Genomic DNA, 17,545 nt, shown 5'->3' with positions numbered 1-17,545 from the left:
GCGTCAGTGAGCTGTGTGTCAGTGCGCCTGTGTGTCAGTGTGTCAGGGCGATTTTGACGATCACGACCACCGACGCCAGCAGGGCCAACCCCAATGCCGCGAAGACGGTCGTGGTGCCGGCGGGACGGCCCTGTAAGCGCTGGACGACGAACACCGTCGAACCGATGCGGATCAGGATCGCCACCTCGGCAAGGACTTGTGCCGTACGCGGTTCGAGCCACCCGAGCCACGCCGTGAGAAGTACGAGGCACGGCAGCGACGCGGACGACAGGATCGGGACGGAGTTGCGGAGTTCTTCCCAGCGCTCGGCGCGGGTGAGCGGCCGCGCCGACCGCACGCTCTGCGAGACCGACTCGGCGAAAGCGTGCGCGAGAAACGTCGAGAGCGCGGTGCCCAGCACGATCGCGATGCCGATGTACTGCTTGGTGGTCGTGATGGGAACCAGGGCCGCGAGGACGAGCACATTGCCGTAGACGTACGCACTTATCCGGCTTGCCGCCGTGTTGCGAGAGAGCGGAACCCGACGGGACGGAACCAACCGGCGGCGCGGTACGTCGCGGGCCGGGGTGGGGGACACACGGTCAGCGTGTCACACCGGGCCGGTGCCGTGAGGTCACTTTCGGGCTGTAGTGGACGGGCGAGTCACGGCGATCGACGGGCGGCAGATTCCGTCCGGGGGTGTGCAGCACCGGGGCGTCCTGAGCGATGCGACCGGCGGCGCGATCCAAGCCGGCGCGGGCGCGCGGGTGATAGCGGAAGCGTGTCGGCACGACCTTGCCGCCGAGACCGATTGCGCGGCCCACGAGGGCGTGGATCTTCTCGTCGCGCGCGCTCCAGCGATATCCCAGCAGGTCGCGCACCGGCGGATCGTAGAGGCCGACGGTGAGCCAGACGAACCCGGCGGTCACCGGCGGACGCAACGCTTTCCAAATCGGTTCCGGGAACCACCGAAGGAACGGCGGCCGGTCCAGGCCGGACAGATCGAGCACGTCACGGGTCGCCTTGTTGTCTTCGAGGACATTGCGGCACATGTGGTCCCAGTACTCGAGGAACGCCTCCCACGACTCGGGAACCGAATGCATCGGCATGCCGTAGAGGCGGTACCACTGGACGTGTTCGTCGAAAAGCCGGTGCTTCTGCTCGAGGGTGAGCGGGCCGTCGAACCACTCGATCGACACCATGAGGCTGTAGACGAACGTGGCGTGCGCCCAGTAGAAGGTGCCCGGGTCGAGCGCGCTGTACTTGCGACCCTTCTTGTCCACTCCCCGGATGGTGTTGTGGTAACCCCGAACCTGGGTGGCGGTTTCGAGTGCTTTCGGTCCGTCGAAGACGACACCGTAGATCGGGTACAGCGACCGGTAGAGACGTTCCCAGCGCTCGTCGAAGAACTCCGAGTGTTCCTCGACGCCGGCGCCGAGACCTGGATGCATGTTCTGCATCGACCCGGCCCAGGGGCCGAACAGCATGCCCCGCCACCCGCCGAAGTATTTCCAGGTCAGCGAGTCGGGACCGAGGGGTTCGGGCGGCGCAACCGGACGGGCCGCCTCGCCGGAGTTCGGGGACTGCTCGTCGACGCTCTGACCGTCGGAGTACTGACTACGCATGTTGTCAGAGTAGGATCTGTTCGGCACGTAGTCAACGACGGGAAACAAGAGTGGGCACCACGCGCCGCAGTTGGGCCGGGGTCGGCATCGAAGAACGCCGACGGGTACGCCGGGAACGTCTCATCACCGCCGGCACCGACCTGATCGGAGCACCCGACGGTTCGATCGCCAACGTCCGCGCCGTGTGCCGCGCAGCCGAACTCACCGAGCGGTACTTCTACGAGAGCTTCGCCGATCGCGACACCTTCGTCCGTGAGGTCTACGCCCACGTCGCGGAACAGGCCCGCGACGCACTGTCGGAGGCGGTCGCCTCGGCCCCACCCACCGGCATCGCGGAGGCCGCGGTGCGCGCCTTCGTCGACCTCGCGGTCGGCGATCCGGCCAAGGGACGCGTGCTGCTCCTGGCTCCGCTCCGCGAACCCGCGCTCAGCAGCCGGGGACTCGAACTCGCCCCGGCGTTCGTTGCCCTCGTCGAGGATCGTCTCGTCGGCATCGACGACCGGGCATATCGGCACCTGGTGGCCGTCGGGTTGGTTGGGTCCTTCACCAGCATGTTCATGGGGTATCTCGAAGGCGATATCACGGTGCCCAGGGAAACGCTGGTGTCGCACTGTGTTTCGCTTCTGGAGCACGCTGCCGAAACCTACGGGCCGGTACCGCGCGGCTGACAGTGCGGGCACCGGTAGACGATCCGTTCCGGGTCCGTCGCCGTGCCCAGTTCCCAGGATTCGATGGGTGTCCCACAGCGGCGGCACGGTTCGCCCCGCCGCCCGTACACCCAGAGATTGCGGCCACGCCGACGATCACCTGTCGTGACCCTCACCGTCCGGTCGCGGTTCGCGGTGAGAACGCGGTGCGCAAGGTCCGCCCAGCCGCGGGGGTCGCCCGACTCGCCCACAGGCTCCCGCGGGTCCACGCCGCGCAGGAAGCACAGTTCGGACCGGTACACATTGCCCACGCCCGCCATGGTGCGCTGATCGAGCAACGCCGCGCCGATCGGCCGCGACGGGTCGCGGGACAGGTTCTCCGCCGCGCGCACCGGATCCCAGTCGGCGCCGAGCAGATCGGGTCCGAGATGACCGACCGCATCGTCCTCCCGAGCGTGGGGGAGCACCTCTAGGATCCCCAGTTCGAACCCCACTGCCTGAATGCGTTCGGTACCCAGCACCACGCGAGCCTTGAAACCCGGCTTGCGCCACCGCGCACCCCGTTCGTACACGTGCCACTCGCCCTCCATCTTCAGATGCGAATGGATCGTGTTCTCGGGCAACCGGATCAAGATGTGCTTGCCCCGCGACACCACTTCGTCGACGACAGCTCCCGTGAAATCGGCTGTGGCGAAACGGGGTACCCGGAAGTCGCACTCGGTCAGCGTTCTGCCCGCGAGGGCGGTGTGCAGCCGTGCCGCTGCCTGATGGACTGTATCGCCTTCCGGCATCGTCAGAACCTCAGCCGGTAACCGCGCGGTGTCGCCGAGAACCCCGCTTCGGCAAGGATTTCGGCGAAGGTGTGCCCGTGGATGGAGTCACCGTCGACCTTCTCCACGACGATCTTGTCGACGCCTCCGCGCTTGACGGCGGCGGCGAGGGACGCGCACGCGGTGCGCAACCGCCCCGGATCGTCGTCGAACGTGAGCATCGTGCGCCCGCCGCGTTCGATGAACAACACGAGACCACCGTCGACGAGCACCACCAGACCGCCCGCCTTTCGGCCGGGACGGTGGCGGGGTGCGTCGTCGGGAGCAGCCGACTTCGGCCACGCGAGCGCTGCACCGTACGGGTTGGCGGGGTCGCAGGCCGCCAGCGTGACTGCCGCCGTCTCGTCGTGACGTCCCTCTATCGAGTCGGCGAACGAGCGCAACCGGTCGACGACCGGGGGTGTCGAGAACTGGGCACCCCCCAGGGAGTCGACGAAGTATCCGCGCCGGCAACGGCCGCGTTCCTCGAATCGGGTGAGCACCTTGTACATCGTGGCGAACCCTCCGGGGATGCCCTCGCTCACTACGGCACCCCGGGTGACGACCCCGTACCGCTCGAGCAGCAGTTCGGCGGTGGCGTGCGCCCTGATCGTGGGATCGGGCTCGCGTTCGGGAAGCAAGGACCATCGGCCGCTCACGGTGGGGGGCCCGGTGTGCGACGGCATCGCCGGTCGTGGCCGGTACATCCGCCCGCGCGGTGCCCGCCGCGGTGTGCGGTGCGCGGGAGTGGCGCGGGAGGTGTCGCCGATCAATGCCCGTAGCGGCGCCAGGGTGTCGCCCGCGATGTACCCGCCCCACACCAGTTCCCACAGCGCGGCAGCGACATTCGCGTCGGTTGCGGAGGGTTCGCCGGCGGCGACCGCACCGGCGAGCTGGCGGAAGAAGTACGCACCGCCGCCCTCGAGTGAGTCGAGGATCGCGCGATGGACCGGAGACAGGTCCAGATCCTCGGGGGCGGCGAGCGTCATGGGAGCGAGATCGGCCGGATGCAGCACCACCCAGCCGTCCTTGGCCGAGATCGAGCCGGCGCCCGACCACACCACTTCGCCCGTCGACGTCAGCTCGTCGAGCATCGTCGGCGAGTAGTCGCGGACGCGGGGCGCGAGGATCAGCGGTTCGAGTGCGCTCGCGGGGAGCGGCACCCCGGCGAGTTGCTCGACTACGGTGAGTACCCCGTCGAGCCCGTAGAGGGCGGTACCTCCGGCACCGCGGCCGAGATGGTGCCAGTCGGGAAGGAACCGGCCGAGCGTGGCCGTGCTGACCGGTTCGACGTCCTGGCGCGCGGCCGCGAGCGAACGCCGCCGCAACCGTCGCAGGACCTCCGAATCGCACCACTCGGAACCGGTGGAACCGGGACGGAACTCGCCCGAGGTGACCCGTCTCTCGGCGGCCAGTCGACCCAGCACGGCGTCGACGACAGCGGCGCCGAGGCCGAATCGGGCAGCGACCTCGGCGGCGGTGAACGGACCGTGCGTGCGGGCATAGCGGCCGACGAGATCACCGAGTGGATCAGCGACCGGCTCGACGAAGGCGGCCGGAACGCCGATGGGCAGGGGCACACCGAGCGCGTCGCGCAGGCGGGACGCGTCTTCGATGGCCGCCCACCATTGTTCGCCCGCATACGCGACGCGCAGGGCCCGGCGCTGACGGGCGAGATCGGCGATCCACTCGGTGGGGTCGTCGGTGGTGCGGGCGCGCAGTTCGGCGTCGGTGAGCGGACCGAGCAGCCGCAACAGGTCGGCGACACCCTCGGCGTCGTGCGCGCGCCGGTCCGGTGCCAGTCGCTGCAGTTCGAGTTCGGCGTCCGTGATGACGTCGGCGTCGAGCAGTTCGCGCAACTCGACACGGCCGAGCAACTCGGCGAGCAGAGTCGAATCGAGCGACAACGCGGCCGCGCGGCGTTCCGCGAGCGGGCTGTCGCCTTCGTAGAGGAACTCCCCGACGTAGTTGAACAGCAGCGACGACGCGAAGGGGGAGGCCGTCGGGGTTTCCACCTCGACGAGACGGAGTTGGCGGCGAGCGACGCGGCCGAGCAGATCGTGCAGGGCGGGCAGGTCGTAGACGTCCTGCAGGCATTCCCGGACGGTCTCGAGAAGAATCGGGAAGGTCGGATACCGGCGGGCGACGTCGAGCAACTGGGCCGACCGCTGCCGCTGTTGCCACAGCGGCGCCCGCTTGCCGGGATTGCGGCGCGGCAGCAGCAGTGCACGGGCCGCACACTCACGGAACCGCGACGCGAACAGCGCCGATCCGCCCACCTGCTCGGTGACGATGTCGTCGATGTCGTCGGGATCGAAGATGAAGATGTCCGATCCGGGAGGGGCGTCGTCGGCGTCGGGGAGTCGCACGATGATGCCGTCGTCGGAGGCTGTCGGATGGGATTCGACGCCGTAACGCTCGAGCAACCGGGCGCCGACCGCGAGCGCCCACGGCGCGTGTACCCGCAGCCCGAACGGCGAGTGCAACACCAGCCGCCAGTCGCCGAGTTCGTCGCGGAACCGTTCGACGACGAGGGTGCGGTCGGTGGGGAGCTGGCCCGTGGCGGTGCGTTGCTCGGCGAGCAGACCGATGAGGTTGACCGTCGCGTTGTCGTCGAGTCCGACTTTGCGGCAACGTGATTCGGCTTCCTCGACGTCGGCGTGTCCCAGTTCGCGGATGAACGCGCCCAGCGCGGCACCGAGCTCGGCGGGGCGGCCCTGGCTGTCGCCGTGCCAGAACGGGAGGCGACCGGGACGACCGTATGCCGGGGACACCAGGACCCGGTCGAACGTGATCTCCTCGATCCTCCAGCTCGTGGCCCCGAGTGCGAACACGTCGCCGACCCTCGACTCGTAGACCATCTCTTCGTCGAGTTCACCGACGCGGGTGTTCTTCTCGCCGACCATGAACACGGTGAACAGGCCGCGGTCGGGAATGGTGCCGCCCGACGTGACGGCGAGCCGCTGCGCGCCCGGACGCCCGGTGAGCGTGCCCTCGGTGCGGTCCCAGACCACACGGGGCCGCAGTTCGGAGAACTCGTCGGACGGATAGCGGCCGGCGATCAGGTCGAGTACCGACTCGAACACCGGCCGCGACAGCGTCGCGAACGACCCGCTGCGGCGGACGGTGTCGAACCAGTCGTCGACGTCGACAGGTTCGAGCGCCGTGGCGGCGACCGTCTGCTGAGCAAGTACGTCGAGCGGGTTCGCGGGCACCTGCAAGGCTTCGATCTGCCCGGCGACCATGCGTTCCGCCGTCACGGCGCAGTGGATGAGGTCGGTGCGGTGCTTGGGGAAGAGCACACCCCGCGACGTCTCGCCGACCTGGTGGCCGGCGCGTCCCACCCGTTGCAGCCCACTGGCGACGGACGGTGGGGCTTCCACCTGGATCACGAGGTCGACCGCGCCCATGTCGATGCCGAGTTCGAGGCTCGACGTCGCCACCACGCACCGTAGCCGCCCGCTTTTGAGGTCGTCCTCGATGAGGGCGCGCTGATCCTTGCTGACCGAGCCGTGGTGGGCGCGGGCCAGCACCGGTTCGGCGCCGTACGTGACTTCGGTGGGTGCCCCGATCTGCGCCGGAGGTTTGCCCGTGCGCTCGACGTCGGTGCCGGCGCGTTCGGTGTAGATCTCGTTGAGACGGGCGGTGAGTCGCTCGGAGAGACGACGAGAATTGGCGAACACGATCGTCGACCGGTGGGCTGTGATCAGGTCGACGATCTGTTCTTCGACGTGCGGCCAGATGGATCCGGCCTGAGGGGTCGGGGAGGCGGAGTCCTCGTCGGGTTCGGCGACGCCCAGTTCGGTCATGTCCTCCACGGGCACCCGCACGGTCAGATCCCAGGTCTTGGCGGCCGGGGGAGCGACGATCCGGATCGGTGCGCCCCCGGCGAGAAACCGGCCTACCTCCTCGTGCGGCCGCACCGTCGCGGACAACCCGATGCGCTGCGCGGGGGTGCGGAGCAGCAGGTCGAGCCGTTCGAGCGACAGCGCGAGGTGGCTGCCGCGCTTGGTGCCCGCGACGGCGTGCACCTCGTCGACAATGACCGTCTCGACCCCGGCGAGGTTCTCCCGCGCAGACGAGGTGAGCATGAGGAACAGCGACTCGGGAGTGGTGATCAGGATGTCGGGAGGAGTGCGCGCGAGCTTGCGCCGGTCGGCCTGCGAGGTGTCGCCGGAGCGGACCCCCACGCTGATGTCCGGCGGGGTGAGACCGAGCCGTTTGGCGGTCTGGGTGATCCCGACCAGCGGCGAGCGCAGATTGCGTTCGACGTCGACCGCGAGAGCTTTGAGCGGCGAGACGTAGAGCACCCGCGTCCGCTGTTCCCGGACGACCGTCTCCTCGGCCGGGGTGGCGGCGAGCCGGTCGAGCGACCAGAGGAACGCCGACAGTGTCTTGCCCGAACCGGTCGGGGCCACCACCAGGGTGTGCGCTCCCGACGAGATCGATTCCCACGCGCCGAGCTGAGCGGGTGTGGGCGCGTCGAAGGCTCCTCCGAACCATTCGCGGGTCGGCTCGGAGAATCGGTCGAGGACAGCGCTCACCTGTCCATCGTGCACCCGACCGCCGACAGTCTCAGTCCTCGAACGCGAACTGGGCGATCTGGGGTGAATGCAGGTCGGCCCAGCGGTTGCGTCCGGTGCGGACCAATTCGGTGACGAGAGCGCGCGCCGGAGCCCGCCACGGGAGGGCCTCGAACTGCTCCTTGCTCTCCGGCGTCTCCGTCCATCCGATGATTGCCCTCGGGCCGCTTTCCGTGACGCGCAGGGCCGGGGACGTCGCGGCGACCCGGTCGAGCGGCGCCCCGCACGCCACTTCCAGGTCCTTGCGCATCACGGTGATCCACCCGTGGACATTGCGCACGCCCGGCCCCGGGGTCTCGAGATAGAGACCGGCCACTTCGAGGTCGCCGGCGTGCACGGTGACGAGCCGGCGGCCCGCCGCCGACACCGAGGTGTCGGGGAGGCACGAGACCGACCAGTACTCCCGCTCGCTCATCCGCGCGTTGGGCACGCTCGACCGGACATAGTCGCGCAACCACGCTGTGACGACTCCGAATTCGGGGTATCGCGCGAGCTCGCGATACTTGGTGTCGCGCAGGGGGAGTTCGGAGACGGAGTCGGTCGCACGCATGTTCACGCGACGATTATGTCCGTTCACCGGCCTGCGCGGGTGCAGGGTCACACTCGGCGTCACCGCGCGCCCCGTGTCGTGCGGTCGCGTCACAACACCACTCCCGGATTGAGGATCGATCGAGGGTCCAGAGCATCCTTGATTCGCCTGGTCAGCGCGATGACGTCGGGCCCGACCTGGTCGGGGAGCCACGGCTTCTTCAGTCGTCCCACGCCGTGTTCGCCGGTGATCGTCCCGCCCAATTCGATCGCGAGATCCATGATCTTGCCGAACACCTCCTGTGCTCGCACGGTCATCTCCGCGTCGGCGGGGTCGTACACGATCAGCGGATGGGTGTTTCCGTCACCGGCATGCGCGATGACCGCGACGGTGACATCGTGCTCGGCGGCGAGCGCGGCGATGCCCTCCACGAGCGCGGGAAGCGCGGGTATAGGCACTCCCACATCCTCGAGCAACAACGTCCCCGTCCGCTCGACCGCGGGAATGGCCATCCGGCGGGCCGCGGCGAACGCTTCCCCCTCGTCGGGATCGTCGGTGGTGAACACTTCGTCGGCGCCCGCGTCCCTGCACGCCTGCGCCATCTGCGCGATCTCCTCGGCGGCGGCCGCGCCGGGGGCATCCGACCGCGCGATGAGCATTCCCTCGGTGGACAGGTCGAGGCCCATCCGCAGCATGTCCTCCACGGCTCCGATCGTGGTCCGATCCATGAATTCGAGCATCGCCGGCCGCAGCACGCCGGTGATCGCGACGACCGCGTCGGCCGCGGACTGCACCGACCCGAATGTCGCGACCATCGTCGACGCCGGTGGCTGCGGCGGCAGCAGTCGCAGGGTCACTTCCGTGATGACGCCCAGCGTGCCCTCGCTGCCGACGAACAGTTTCGTCAGGGAAAGGCCCGCGACATCCTTGAGTCTCGGGCCGCCCAGTCGCACGGCGGTGCCGTCCGCGAGCACCACTTCCATGCCGAGCACGTAGTCGGAGGTGACCCCGTACTTCACGCAACACAGCCCGCCCGCGTTCGTCGCGGCATTGCCTCCGATCGTGCAGATCTCGAACGACGACGGATCCGGCGGGTACCACAATCCGTGCTCCGCAGCGGCCCGCTTGACCTCGGAATTCAACAGTCCGGGCTGCGCGACCGCGGTGCGCGTATCGATGTCGACGGTGATCGCGCGCATCTTCTCGGTGCTGAGCACGATCCCGCCGGCGATGCCACCCGACCCGCCCGACAGGCTGGTTCCGGCTCCGCGCGGCACCACCGGGACGCGATGGGAGTATGCCCATCGCAGCGTCGCCTGCACGTCGGCGGTGGAGGTGGCGCGCACCAGCGCGACGGGCACGACGGCGGCCGGGTTCTGGGCACGGTCGTGGCGGTATCCGGCGAGGATGTCCGGATCTGTGACTAGTGCGCCCTCCGGCAGTTCGCCGGACAGTTCTGCGAGCGACACTGCGGTCGAGTCGGTTCCGCGGACGGTGGACATCGTCAACCTGCCGCGGGAACGTAGCGGGCACGCAACTTGTGCTTGACCAGTTTGCCCGTGGGCGTGCGGGGCAGGTCGTCGGAGAAGTCGATACTTCGCGGCGCCTTGAAATGCGACACTCTGGCGCGCACGTAATCCAGCAGTTCCTGTTCGAGTTCGTCGCTCGGGACGATTCCCTCCGCGAGTTGCACGACAGCCTTGACCTCTTCGCCCATTTCGGTGTTCGGTACTCCGATCACCGCCACGTCGTAGACCTTCGGGTGGAGGGTGAGAACGTGCTCCGACTCCTGCGGGTAGATGTTGACCCCACCGGAGATGATCATGAACGCAGCACGGTCGGTCAGGTAGAGGAAGCGGTCGTCGTCGAGGTACCCGATATCCAGGCTCGTCGTCCACGTCGGATGACCGGGATGCGTTGCCTTCTCGGTCTTCTCGGGATCGTTGTGGTACCGGAAGGGGTGTTCGTCGCGCTCCCACCACACCGTTCCGATCGAGCCGGTGGGAAGTTCGTCGCCGTCGTCGCCGCAGATGTGGACGATGCCCATGATGCCGTCGCGGCCCACCGATCCCGGACGGGCGAGGGCCTGCTCGGAGTCGATGAACGTCGCGCCCGCGCCCTCCGTGGACGCGTAGTACTCGTGGATCACCGGACCCCACCACTCGATCATCGCCCGTTTGATCTCCGGTGGGCACGGCGCCGCGGCGTGGATCGCGACCTTCATGCTCGACACGTCGTACTTCGCCCGCGTCTCCTCGGGCAATTTCAGCATTCGCACGAACATCGTCGGTACCCATTGGGAGGCGGTCACCGAGTACTTCTCGATCAGGGCGAGCGCTTCCTCGGCGTCGAAGCGGTCCATGAGGACCACGGTTCCGCCCACGGACTGGATCGTGCCGCAGAACCGCAGCGGGGCAGCGTGATACAGCGGTGCGGGACACAGGTAGACGGTCGTGTCGTCGAACCCGTACATCGGCGCGAACACCGCGGTGTACGGATCGGGAGTGTCGTGGACCTGACCGGTGGCCAGCGCCGGTTCGATGCCCTTGGGGCGGCCGGTCGTGCCGGACGAGTACAGCATGTCGCGGCCGCGGGGCTGATCGTCCAGAGGTGAGGTGTCGTAGCCCGAGAGGGCGTTCTCGTAATCGCCGAAGCCGGGCAGCGACCCGCCGAACACCAGGCGGTGGGAGACGCCCGGGTAGGCGCCGGGGGAGGTGTCGACGGCGGAGACAGCCCGCGCCGAGACGATCAGCACCTTCGCATCGCAGTCCTCGACGATGTACGCGGCTTCCCCAAGGGTGAGGTGACGGTTGACGACGGTGATGTAGAGGCCCGACCGCAGCGCCGCCCAGTACACCTCCATCACCCGCAGATCGTTGTCGGAGATCAACGCGAGGTGATCGCCCGGCTCGAGTCCTGCGGCACGCAGATGCTTCGCCAACCGGGTGGAGCGTTCGTCGAGTTCGAGGTAGGTGAGCGACTCGCCGGTCGCGGGCCGGATGATCGCCGGCTTGTCGGGCGTGGTGGCGACGAAGTTCCCTGGGTACATGTTCCCCGGTTTACCACAGGGTGTGGTGCAGGACACATAATCCTGCAGGAGCGTAGGGCCCACGTGGTCGGTACGAGGGCGACCTCCGGCTTCCGGTAGCGCTTTTTGGACCGGGTGGAAACACCTCGGTCGTGCGTCGCCTCGAGTGGATCGGGTATCGAGGCGCCGCATGTCGACCGCGTCCTGAAGAAGTGCGCCGCATATATCTCTGGTGTGCTTGTGCCGACGAGTCGTCAGATCGCAGGCTCGACGATCCTTTCGAGCACCCACTCGACCGCGCTGGGTACCGGCTCGATGATCACGACATCGGAGCGAGCAGACAGCACACGTGCTGCAGCGCTCAAGGGGCCGCCACCGATGACCACAGCCTCTGCTCCCGCTGCGGCGGCCTCGTCTACTGCTGCGTCGAGTTCGGTCACGCTTTCCTCGTGGGCGCACGCGAGCGCGAGCGGCCCGGTACTGGTGAGCATTACTCCGGCGAAGTCGGCACTCGGGTCGACTCGCGCCACCAGCGAGCACAGGCTGTCGGCCAACTCGCCGGTCGTGGTCGCAATGGCAAAGCGTCGACCACCTTTGCTTGCCGCGAGTACAGCCGCCTCGCCGATCCCCACCACGGGAATGTCGGTCAGCGAGCGAAGCTCGGACACTCCGGGGTCGCCGAAGGCTCCGACGATGATGGCGACGGGATCGTGGAGTTCGATACCCTCCATCGCGACGTCGACCGTGTGTGTCGCGGCGTCGGTCAGGGCCGCCGCATTCGTGATCATGCGTGGGCCGGCCCGTGCGGTTATTCCGATAACCCTGGTACCGGTTTCGGCCAGCAAGCCGGCTGCCACCTCGACCAGCATCTCGGTGGTCTCCTCGTTGGTGTTCGGATTGACGACGAGGATGGAGTCGGTCACGTCAGATGTCCTCGGGCATAGGCTGTCCGACCGTTTCTCGGGGGAACTGCACCGCGATACCGCACACCAGGAAGAGCGCGGTAAGCAGGCCGAACATCGCACCGACCCCCGAAGCGTCCAGGACGGCTCCGGCGATCAGCGGGAACAACCCGCCGGACAGTGAACCGATGGCGAGGATGACGGACGTCGCCAGTCCGCGGATGCGGGTCGGGTACTGCTCGGGCGCGAAGAGCCAGATGGTGGTGTTGAGGATGATCACCGCGAAGTTGAACAACGCACCGAACACGAGGACGAGTCCGATGTTCGTTGCGAAGAACCCGAATCCGAGCGCCGCGACAAAACCGAGCAAAGCGCCGCACGTCAGTGTCAGCTTTCGGGGGAGTCTACGTGCGATCAGCGCCGCGGTGAGCGCACCCGCGAGCGAGCCCGACTGCATGACGAGGGTGTACCAAAGAGCGGTGTTGATGGACAGGCCGCGCTCGGTCAGGATCACAGGAATGAGTGTGAGCATCGAAATCTGAGCGGCGTAGGACATGCAGACAGCGATACCGAGTGCGAGTGTGGCACGGCGGTAACGCTTCCCGAATATCTCGGTCCACCGGGACTTCGGGGTAGCCTCCTCGACCTCGGCCAGGGAAGGGTCGAGGTAGGTGATCGACGGGTCGACGGGACCGCGAAGTTTGCCCTGAGCGAGTCGGGCGATGACCACGTTGGCCTCGCCGATTCTGCCGGTGGCTGCAAGGTATCGAGGTGTCTCGGGCAGTGAGCGCCGGAAAACCACGACAGCGAGAGCAGGCAGAACGAGCAGGCCGAAGAGCCAGCGCCAATTGTCGGGCCCTGAGAACACAGCGAACACGATGACGCCGAACAAGGGCGCAAGCATGTTGCCGAGGCCGGCCGCCGCGACATTGATCAGACCGACCGCGGTTCCGCGGTGCCGTGCCGAGAAGAATTCCGACAGCATGATGACGGCCACGGCGATCTCACCGCCGAGTCCCAGTCCGACGAGGAAGCGTGCGCCGACCAGTACCTCGTAGTTGGGCGCCAGTGCGCAGAGGAGCGAGCCGATCGAGAAGACGATGAGGTTCGCGCCCAGCAGCGTGCGTCGTCCGAGTTTGTCCATGACGGCGCCCGCAAGGATTCGACCGAGGGCGACGGCCGTGAAGGTAGCAGTGTTGAGCAGTCCGATCTGGGTACCTCCCAGGCCCCAGTCCGCTTTCAGAATCGGGCCGGCTATGCCCACTGTGTTCTGTTCGATTGCGTCGAAGAAGACGCCGAACAACACCATGGCGACGATGCCGATGTGCGCCGAGGTGACTCCGATACGTGAGTACGCAGCTTCGATCTGGTTGCTGAGGGTGTCTTTCGGGGCGGGGTCTCCGGGGGACGAGTCCACGGGTTCAGTTACAGGAGTGCTCATCAAGCTTCCTCTGCTTGGTATACCAGTAGGTGACGAGAAAGTTATCGAGCGTCGTGTCGTTGTAGGTTGCCGCCGAGTTAAGAAGTCGTTTCATCGCACTTGAACGGCCGAAACATCGTTGGTCGTCCGTCCGGTCTGGAACAGATCGGGTCACACGCCTCCGTTGCGGTATACCAAGCAAAGCGGAACTACGCTCGTGAGATCGGCGGAATTGTCTGATCGACCGGAAGGCATCCATGGCTGCAGGAAACGGGCACTCGAGCCTGTCCCGATGGGTTTTCGAAGAGATCCGTGACCGGGTCAACGACGGACGGTTGGCCGCCGGCGATTCACTGAGCGAACGGGACCTCGGGGCAGAGTTGCAGGTATCCCGGGTCCCGATCCGTGAAGCGCTGCCGATGCTCGAGGCGGCAGGGCTCGTCACGCTCTCGCCGCGTCGGCCCGCGATCGTCACAAAGGTGACTCGAAGCGGGGTGAATCAGTTGTACGACATCAGATCCGCGCTCGAGCCGCTCGCTGCCCGGCGGGCAGCCGCTGCCGTCGCGAACGGGGCATCCCCGGAGCGGTTGTCGGAAGCCCTGCGGGCAGCGGAGGAAGCTCTCACCCGGGAAGATCTCCCCGGCTTTCACACCCACAGCGGTGACATTCACGCGGCGATCGAGGACCTCTGTGGGAACGACCTGTTGGGTGTACTCATGGAACCGCTTCGTGAACGCAGCACCCGCTTGAATGTCGCGAATATCGAGCGGGATCCGCAGGTTCGTCACGGCGAACACATTTCTCTCGTCGACGCGATCGTCCAGGGCGATGTGGATCTTGCCTCGTCGCTCGCCTATGCACACGTCGAGTGGGGGAGGCGGCGAACTTTCCGTACGTTGTCCTCCGTCCCCGGGTTCGATCCGGAGAGTTGACGTCTCCGGTGCTGATCGCCGGTGGGAACGGAACCACAGCCCGCGCGGCCGTCGCGACTGTTCTGGCTCGAGACGTGTCGGAGCGGGACCTGACGGGTACACCACCGCACACCGGAGAGGAGACAACGATGCCGAATTCGTCCATCAAGAACGAAAAGATGTACGAGGAGTTGCGAGACGGTGCGTCGAAGGAGAAAGCCGCCCGGATTTCCAATGCTGCCGCTGCCCAGGGCAAATCGAAGGTGGGAAAGAAGGGCGGAGAATCCGGCTCGTACGACGACTGGACCGTCGGCGAACTGAAGAAGCGGGCGAAAGAACTCGGGTTGAGCGGCTACTCGAGCATGCGCAAGAACGAACTCGTGGACGCATTGCGCAACCACTGACGAGTGGGCAACCTGGACTCGCGGTCGATCCGGGCGGCGAGAAGGTCGACGCACGGCGCTCAGCGTCCACTTCGACACGTTTCGTCCGAATTCTGACAACGGAGTATCCGTTCGTGTCCACCGAACTGTAATAGTCGGGGCATGTCGGATTCAGAGAACTCGCCCGAACTGGAGGCAGCCATCGCTGCCGGCTTCGACGCGCGAGACCGCGCGAACATGAACCCCACGATCGAGTACTTCGCGGCACTTCTCGGGGCCAACCCCGGAAATGCGGCAGTGCTGTACGAACTTGCCGGGTCTTACGACACTGCGGGACAAGAGGGTACGGCCGAGAAGTACTACCTGGAGGCCTTCGAGGCAGGGCTCTCCGGGGATCGACGCCGGAGAGCCCTGCTCCAGTACGGCAGCACATTACGGAACCTGGGACGGTTCGAGGAATCCCTGGCCGTGTTCGCCGATGCTCGACAGCAGTACCCGGAATCCGACTCGCTTCGGCTGTTCGAGATCCTGTCACTGCACGCAGCCGGACGTCCGAATACTGCTTTGGCAGAGGCACTGTCGTTGATCGCGGATCGGGTGGACTCAGCCGAGGTGAAACGTTACGAGGCGGCTGTGCGCGGGAACGCGGAGTACCTGGCGTCACTCGACGAGTGACGCCGGGTACTCAGCCGAATTCGACGCCCTGCGCGAGCGGAAGTTCCGTCGAGTAGTTCACGGTATTGGTCGCGCGGCGCATGTACGCCTTCCACGAATCCGAACCGGACTCGCGACCTCCACCTGTCTCCTTCTCGCCACCGAATGCGCCGCCGATCTCCGCCCCCGACGTGCCGATGTTGACGTTCGCGATACCGCAGTCGGAGCGCGAGAGGAACTGTTCGGCCTCGCGCTGATCGAGCGTGAAGATCGACGACGACAAGCCCTGCGGCACGGCATTGTGCAGGGTGATCGCCTCGTCGAGGTCGTCGTACTCGAGGACGTACAGGATCGGCGCGAAGGTCTCCTCCCGAACCACGTCGGTCTGGTCCGGCATGCGCACCAGGGCGGGGGAGACGTAGGCCCCGCCGCCGGGCACGTCGACCCGTTCCCCTCCGGTGACGAGAGTTCCGCCGTCGCGTTCCGCGCGATCGAGTGCGTCGCGCATCGCCTCGTACGAGGCTTCGGAGACCAGCGGCCCCACGAGCACGCCCTCGTCGAAGGGGTTGCCGACCTGCAACCCGGAATAGGCTTTGCCGATCCGCTCGACGACCGTGTCGACGATCGACCGGTGCACGATGAGCCGGCGCAGCGAGGTGCACCGTTGTCCTGCGGTGCCGGCAGCCGAGAACACCACTCCGCGCACGGTGAGGTCGAGATCTGCCGATGGGGTGACGATCGCGGCGTTGTTGCCGCCGAGTTCGAGCAGGGACCGGCCGAACCGCGCTGCCACGCGAGGAGCGACGAGGCGTCCCATCCGGACCGAGCCGGTGGCGCTCACGAGCGCAATCCGCGGGTCGTCGACCAGGACTTCCCCGACTGTCGCGTCCCCGAGCACGACGTGGTGCAGCCCGTCGGGTGCGCCCACCTCCTCGGCGGCGCGGCGTAGCAGGGCGTCGCAGGCGAGTGCGGTGAGCGGGGTGGTCTCGGACGGCTTCCACACCACCGGGTCGCCGCATACGAGCGCGATCGCGGTGTTCCACGACCACACCGCCACCGGGAAGTTGAAGGCCGAGATCACCCCGACGACACCGAGCGGATGCCAGGTCTCCATGAGGCGGTGGCCGGGACGTTCGGACGGCATCGTCCGCCCGTACAGCTGGCGCGACAATCCGACGGCGAAGTCGCAGACGTCGATCATCTCCTGCACCTCGCCCGCGGCCTCGGACGGAATCTTCCCGACCTCGAGCGTGACGAGTTCTGCCAGGTCGCTCTTGTGCTCGACGAGCAACTCACCGAGCCGGCGGACGAGCCGGCCGCGAACCGGGGCGGGCACGTCGCGCCACTGCTCGAACGCGTGTGCCGCGTGGGCGATGGCGTAATCGACGTCCTCGGCGGAGTGGAGGGGCACTCGGGCGAGTTCGGTGCCGTCGACGGGGCTCGTGACGCCGAGTGCACCGCCGTCCGGCAGTTCGACCCCGCAGCGGCTCAGTGCGGTGGCTGCACGTGTGCGGAGGTCGGAGGTGGCATTCATCGGTGTCGTCCCTTCGGGCTCGGATAATCTGCGCGGGTGCCGGAATCGAGCAAAGACGGACTGGACGACATCGATCGGTTGCTGCTGCGCGAACTGGGTATCGACGGGCGGGCGACCTTGGCCGCGCTTGCCGACAAGGCGGGGCTGTCCGTGTCGGCCGTCCAGTCCCGGGTGCGCAGGCTCGAGTCACGCAACGTGATTCGTGGGTACAGCGCGCGGATCGATCCGGAAGCGCTCGGTCTTGCGCTCTCGGCGTTCGTCGCCATCACCCCTCTCGATCCGTCTCAGCCGGACGACGCCCCGGCGCGATTGCGCCATATCGACGCCATCGAATCCTGTCACTCCGTGGCCGGGGACGAAAGTTACATCCTCCTGGTGCGCGTCGCCTCGCCGCGGGCGCTCGAACAACTCCTCCAGGAAATCCGTGCCACCGCCAACGTAGCGACCCGCAGCACCGTCATCCTCCAAACCTTTTACGAACAGTAGGGGACTTCCCCGGTTAATTTCCTGTAATCAGTGCCGAGATCCGAAAAAACGTACG

General features: G+C 67.1%; 15 protein-coding genes. 5 read left to right on the top strand and 10 right to left on the bottom strand.

Annotation, left to right across the window (positions count from 1 at the left end):
• Nucleotides 1-34: 34 nt before the first annotated feature.
• Both AC0B44_RS06940 and AC0B44_RS06935 read right to left on the bottom strand, forming a co-directional pair.
• On the bottom strand, nt 35-577 hold the full coding sequence (locus AC0B44_RS06940; protein WP_471902197.1) for a hypothetical protein: 543 nt from the start codon (nt 575-577) through the stop codon (nt 35-37).
• 4 nt (nt 578-581) lie between these two features.
• A complete protein-coding gene (locus AC0B44_RS06935) occupies nt 582-1,604 on the bottom strand; it encodes an oxygenase MpaB family protein (protein ID WP_471902196.1) in 1,023 nt (340 codons plus the stop codon).
• A gap of 50 nt (nt 1,605-1,654) precedes the next feature.
• On the opposite strand from AC0B44_RS06935, the gene AC0B44_RS06930 reads away from it, so the two are divergent.
• Nucleotides 1,655-2,272 carry a TetR/AcrR family transcriptional regulator gene (locus tag AC0B44_RS06930; protein ID WP_471902195.1) on the top strand — a complete coding sequence of 206 codons (618 nt, stop codon included), beginning with the start codon at nt 1,655-1,657 and terminating at the stop codon, nt 2,270-2,272.
• Here AC0B44_RS06930 and AC0B44_RS06925 read toward each other — a convergent pair.
• From AC0B44_RS06925 to AC0B44_RS06895, 7 genes are all read right to left on the bottom strand, one after another.
• A complete protein-coding gene (locus tag AC0B44_RS06925) occupies nt 2,248-3,042 on the bottom strand; it encodes a DNA-formamidopyrimidine glycosylase family protein (RefSeq protein WP_471902194.1) in 795 nt (264 codons plus the stop codon). The genes AC0B44_RS06930 and AC0B44_RS06925 overlap by 25 nt on opposite strands.
• Before the next feature lie 2 nt (nt 3,043-3,044).
• Nucleotides 3,045-7,604 (bottom strand): ATP-dependent helicase, encoded by a 4,560-nt coding sequence (locus AC0B44_RS06920; protein WP_471902193.1) that lies wholly within the window; start codon nt 7,602-7,604, stop codon nt 3,045-3,047.
• A 31-nt stretch (nt 7,605-7,635) separates the two neighbouring features.
• Nucleotides 7,636-8,193 carry a hypothetical protein gene (locus tag AC0B44_RS06915; RefSeq protein ID WP_471902319.1) on the bottom strand — a complete coding sequence of 186 codons (558 nt, stop codon included), beginning with the start codon at nt 8,191-8,193 and terminating at the stop codon, nt 7,636-7,638.
• 89 nt (nt 8,194-8,282) lie between these two features.
• On the bottom strand, nt 8,283-9,674 hold the full coding sequence (locus AC0B44_RS06910) for an FAD-binding oxidoreductase (RefSeq protein WP_471902192.1): 1,392 nt from the start codon (nt 9,672-9,674) through the stop codon (nt 8,283-8,285).
• 2 nt (nt 9,675-9,676) lie between these two features.
• Nucleotides 9,677-11,221, bottom strand: coding sequence for an AMP-binding protein (locus AC0B44_RS06905; RefSeq protein ID WP_471902191.1), 1,545 nt, complete (start codon nt 11,219-11,221; stop codon nt 9,677-9,679).
• Nucleotides 11,222-11,454: 233 nt separating this feature from the next.
• Complete coding sequence (locus AC0B44_RS06900; protein ID WP_471902190.1) at nt 11,455-12,123, bottom strand: aspartate/glutamate racemase family protein; 669 nt, start codon at nt 12,121-12,123, stop codon at nt 11,455-11,457.
• Nucleotide 12,124: 1 nt separating this feature from the next.
• The gene (locus AC0B44_RS06895) at nt 12,125-13,543 is read right to left on the bottom strand and encodes an MFS transporter (protein WP_471902189.1); all 1,419 of its coding nucleotides are present in this window, start codon (nt 13,541-13,543) and stop codon (nt 12,125-12,127) included.
• 236 nt (nt 13,544-13,779) lie between these two features.
• Between AC0B44_RS06895 and AC0B44_RS06890 the strand changes: the two genes are divergently transcribed.
• From AC0B44_RS06890 to AC0B44_RS06880, 3 genes are all read left to right on the top strand, one after another.
• On the top strand, nt 13,780-14,454 hold the full coding sequence (locus tag AC0B44_RS06890) for a GntR family transcriptional regulator (RefSeq protein WP_471902188.1): 675 nt from the start codon (nt 13,780-13,782) through the stop codon (nt 14,452-14,454).
• Nucleotides 14,455-14,582: 128 nt separating this feature from the next.
• Nucleotides 14,583-14,837, top strand: coding sequence for a DUF7218 family protein (locus AC0B44_RS06885; protein ID WP_471902187.1), 255 nt, complete (start codon nt 14,583-14,585; stop codon nt 14,835-14,837).
• Between the two features lie 141 nt (nt 14,838-14,978).
• Complete coding sequence (locus tag AC0B44_RS06880) at nt 14,979-15,491, top strand: tetratricopeptide repeat protein (protein WP_471902186.1); 513 nt, start codon at nt 14,979-14,981, stop codon at nt 15,489-15,491.
• A 10-nt stretch (nt 15,492-15,501) separates the two neighbouring features.
• On the opposite strand, the gene amaB is transcribed toward AC0B44_RS06880, so the two are convergent.
• Nucleotides 15,502-17,004: an L-piperidine-6-carboxylate dehydrogenase gene (amaB, locus tag AC0B44_RS06875; protein WP_471902185.1), complete on the bottom strand. Its 1,503-nt coding sequence runs from the start codon at nt 17,002-17,004 to the stop codon at nt 15,502-15,504.
• 36 nt (nt 17,005-17,040) lie between these two features.
• Between amaB and AC0B44_RS06870 the strand changes: the two genes are divergently transcribed.
• Complete coding sequence (locus tag AC0B44_RS06870) at nt 17,041-17,490, top strand: Lrp/AsnC family transcriptional regulator (RefSeq protein ID WP_471902184.1); 450 nt, start codon at nt 17,041-17,043, stop codon at nt 17,488-17,490.
• The last annotated feature ends 55 nt before the right edge of the window (nt 17,491-17,545 follow it).

The organism is Rhodococcus sp. NPDC019050 (assembly GCF_055664235.1).
The sequence above is the reverse complement of the archived record's forward strand: the minus strand, read 5'-3'. Positions and strand labels throughout refer to the sequence as shown.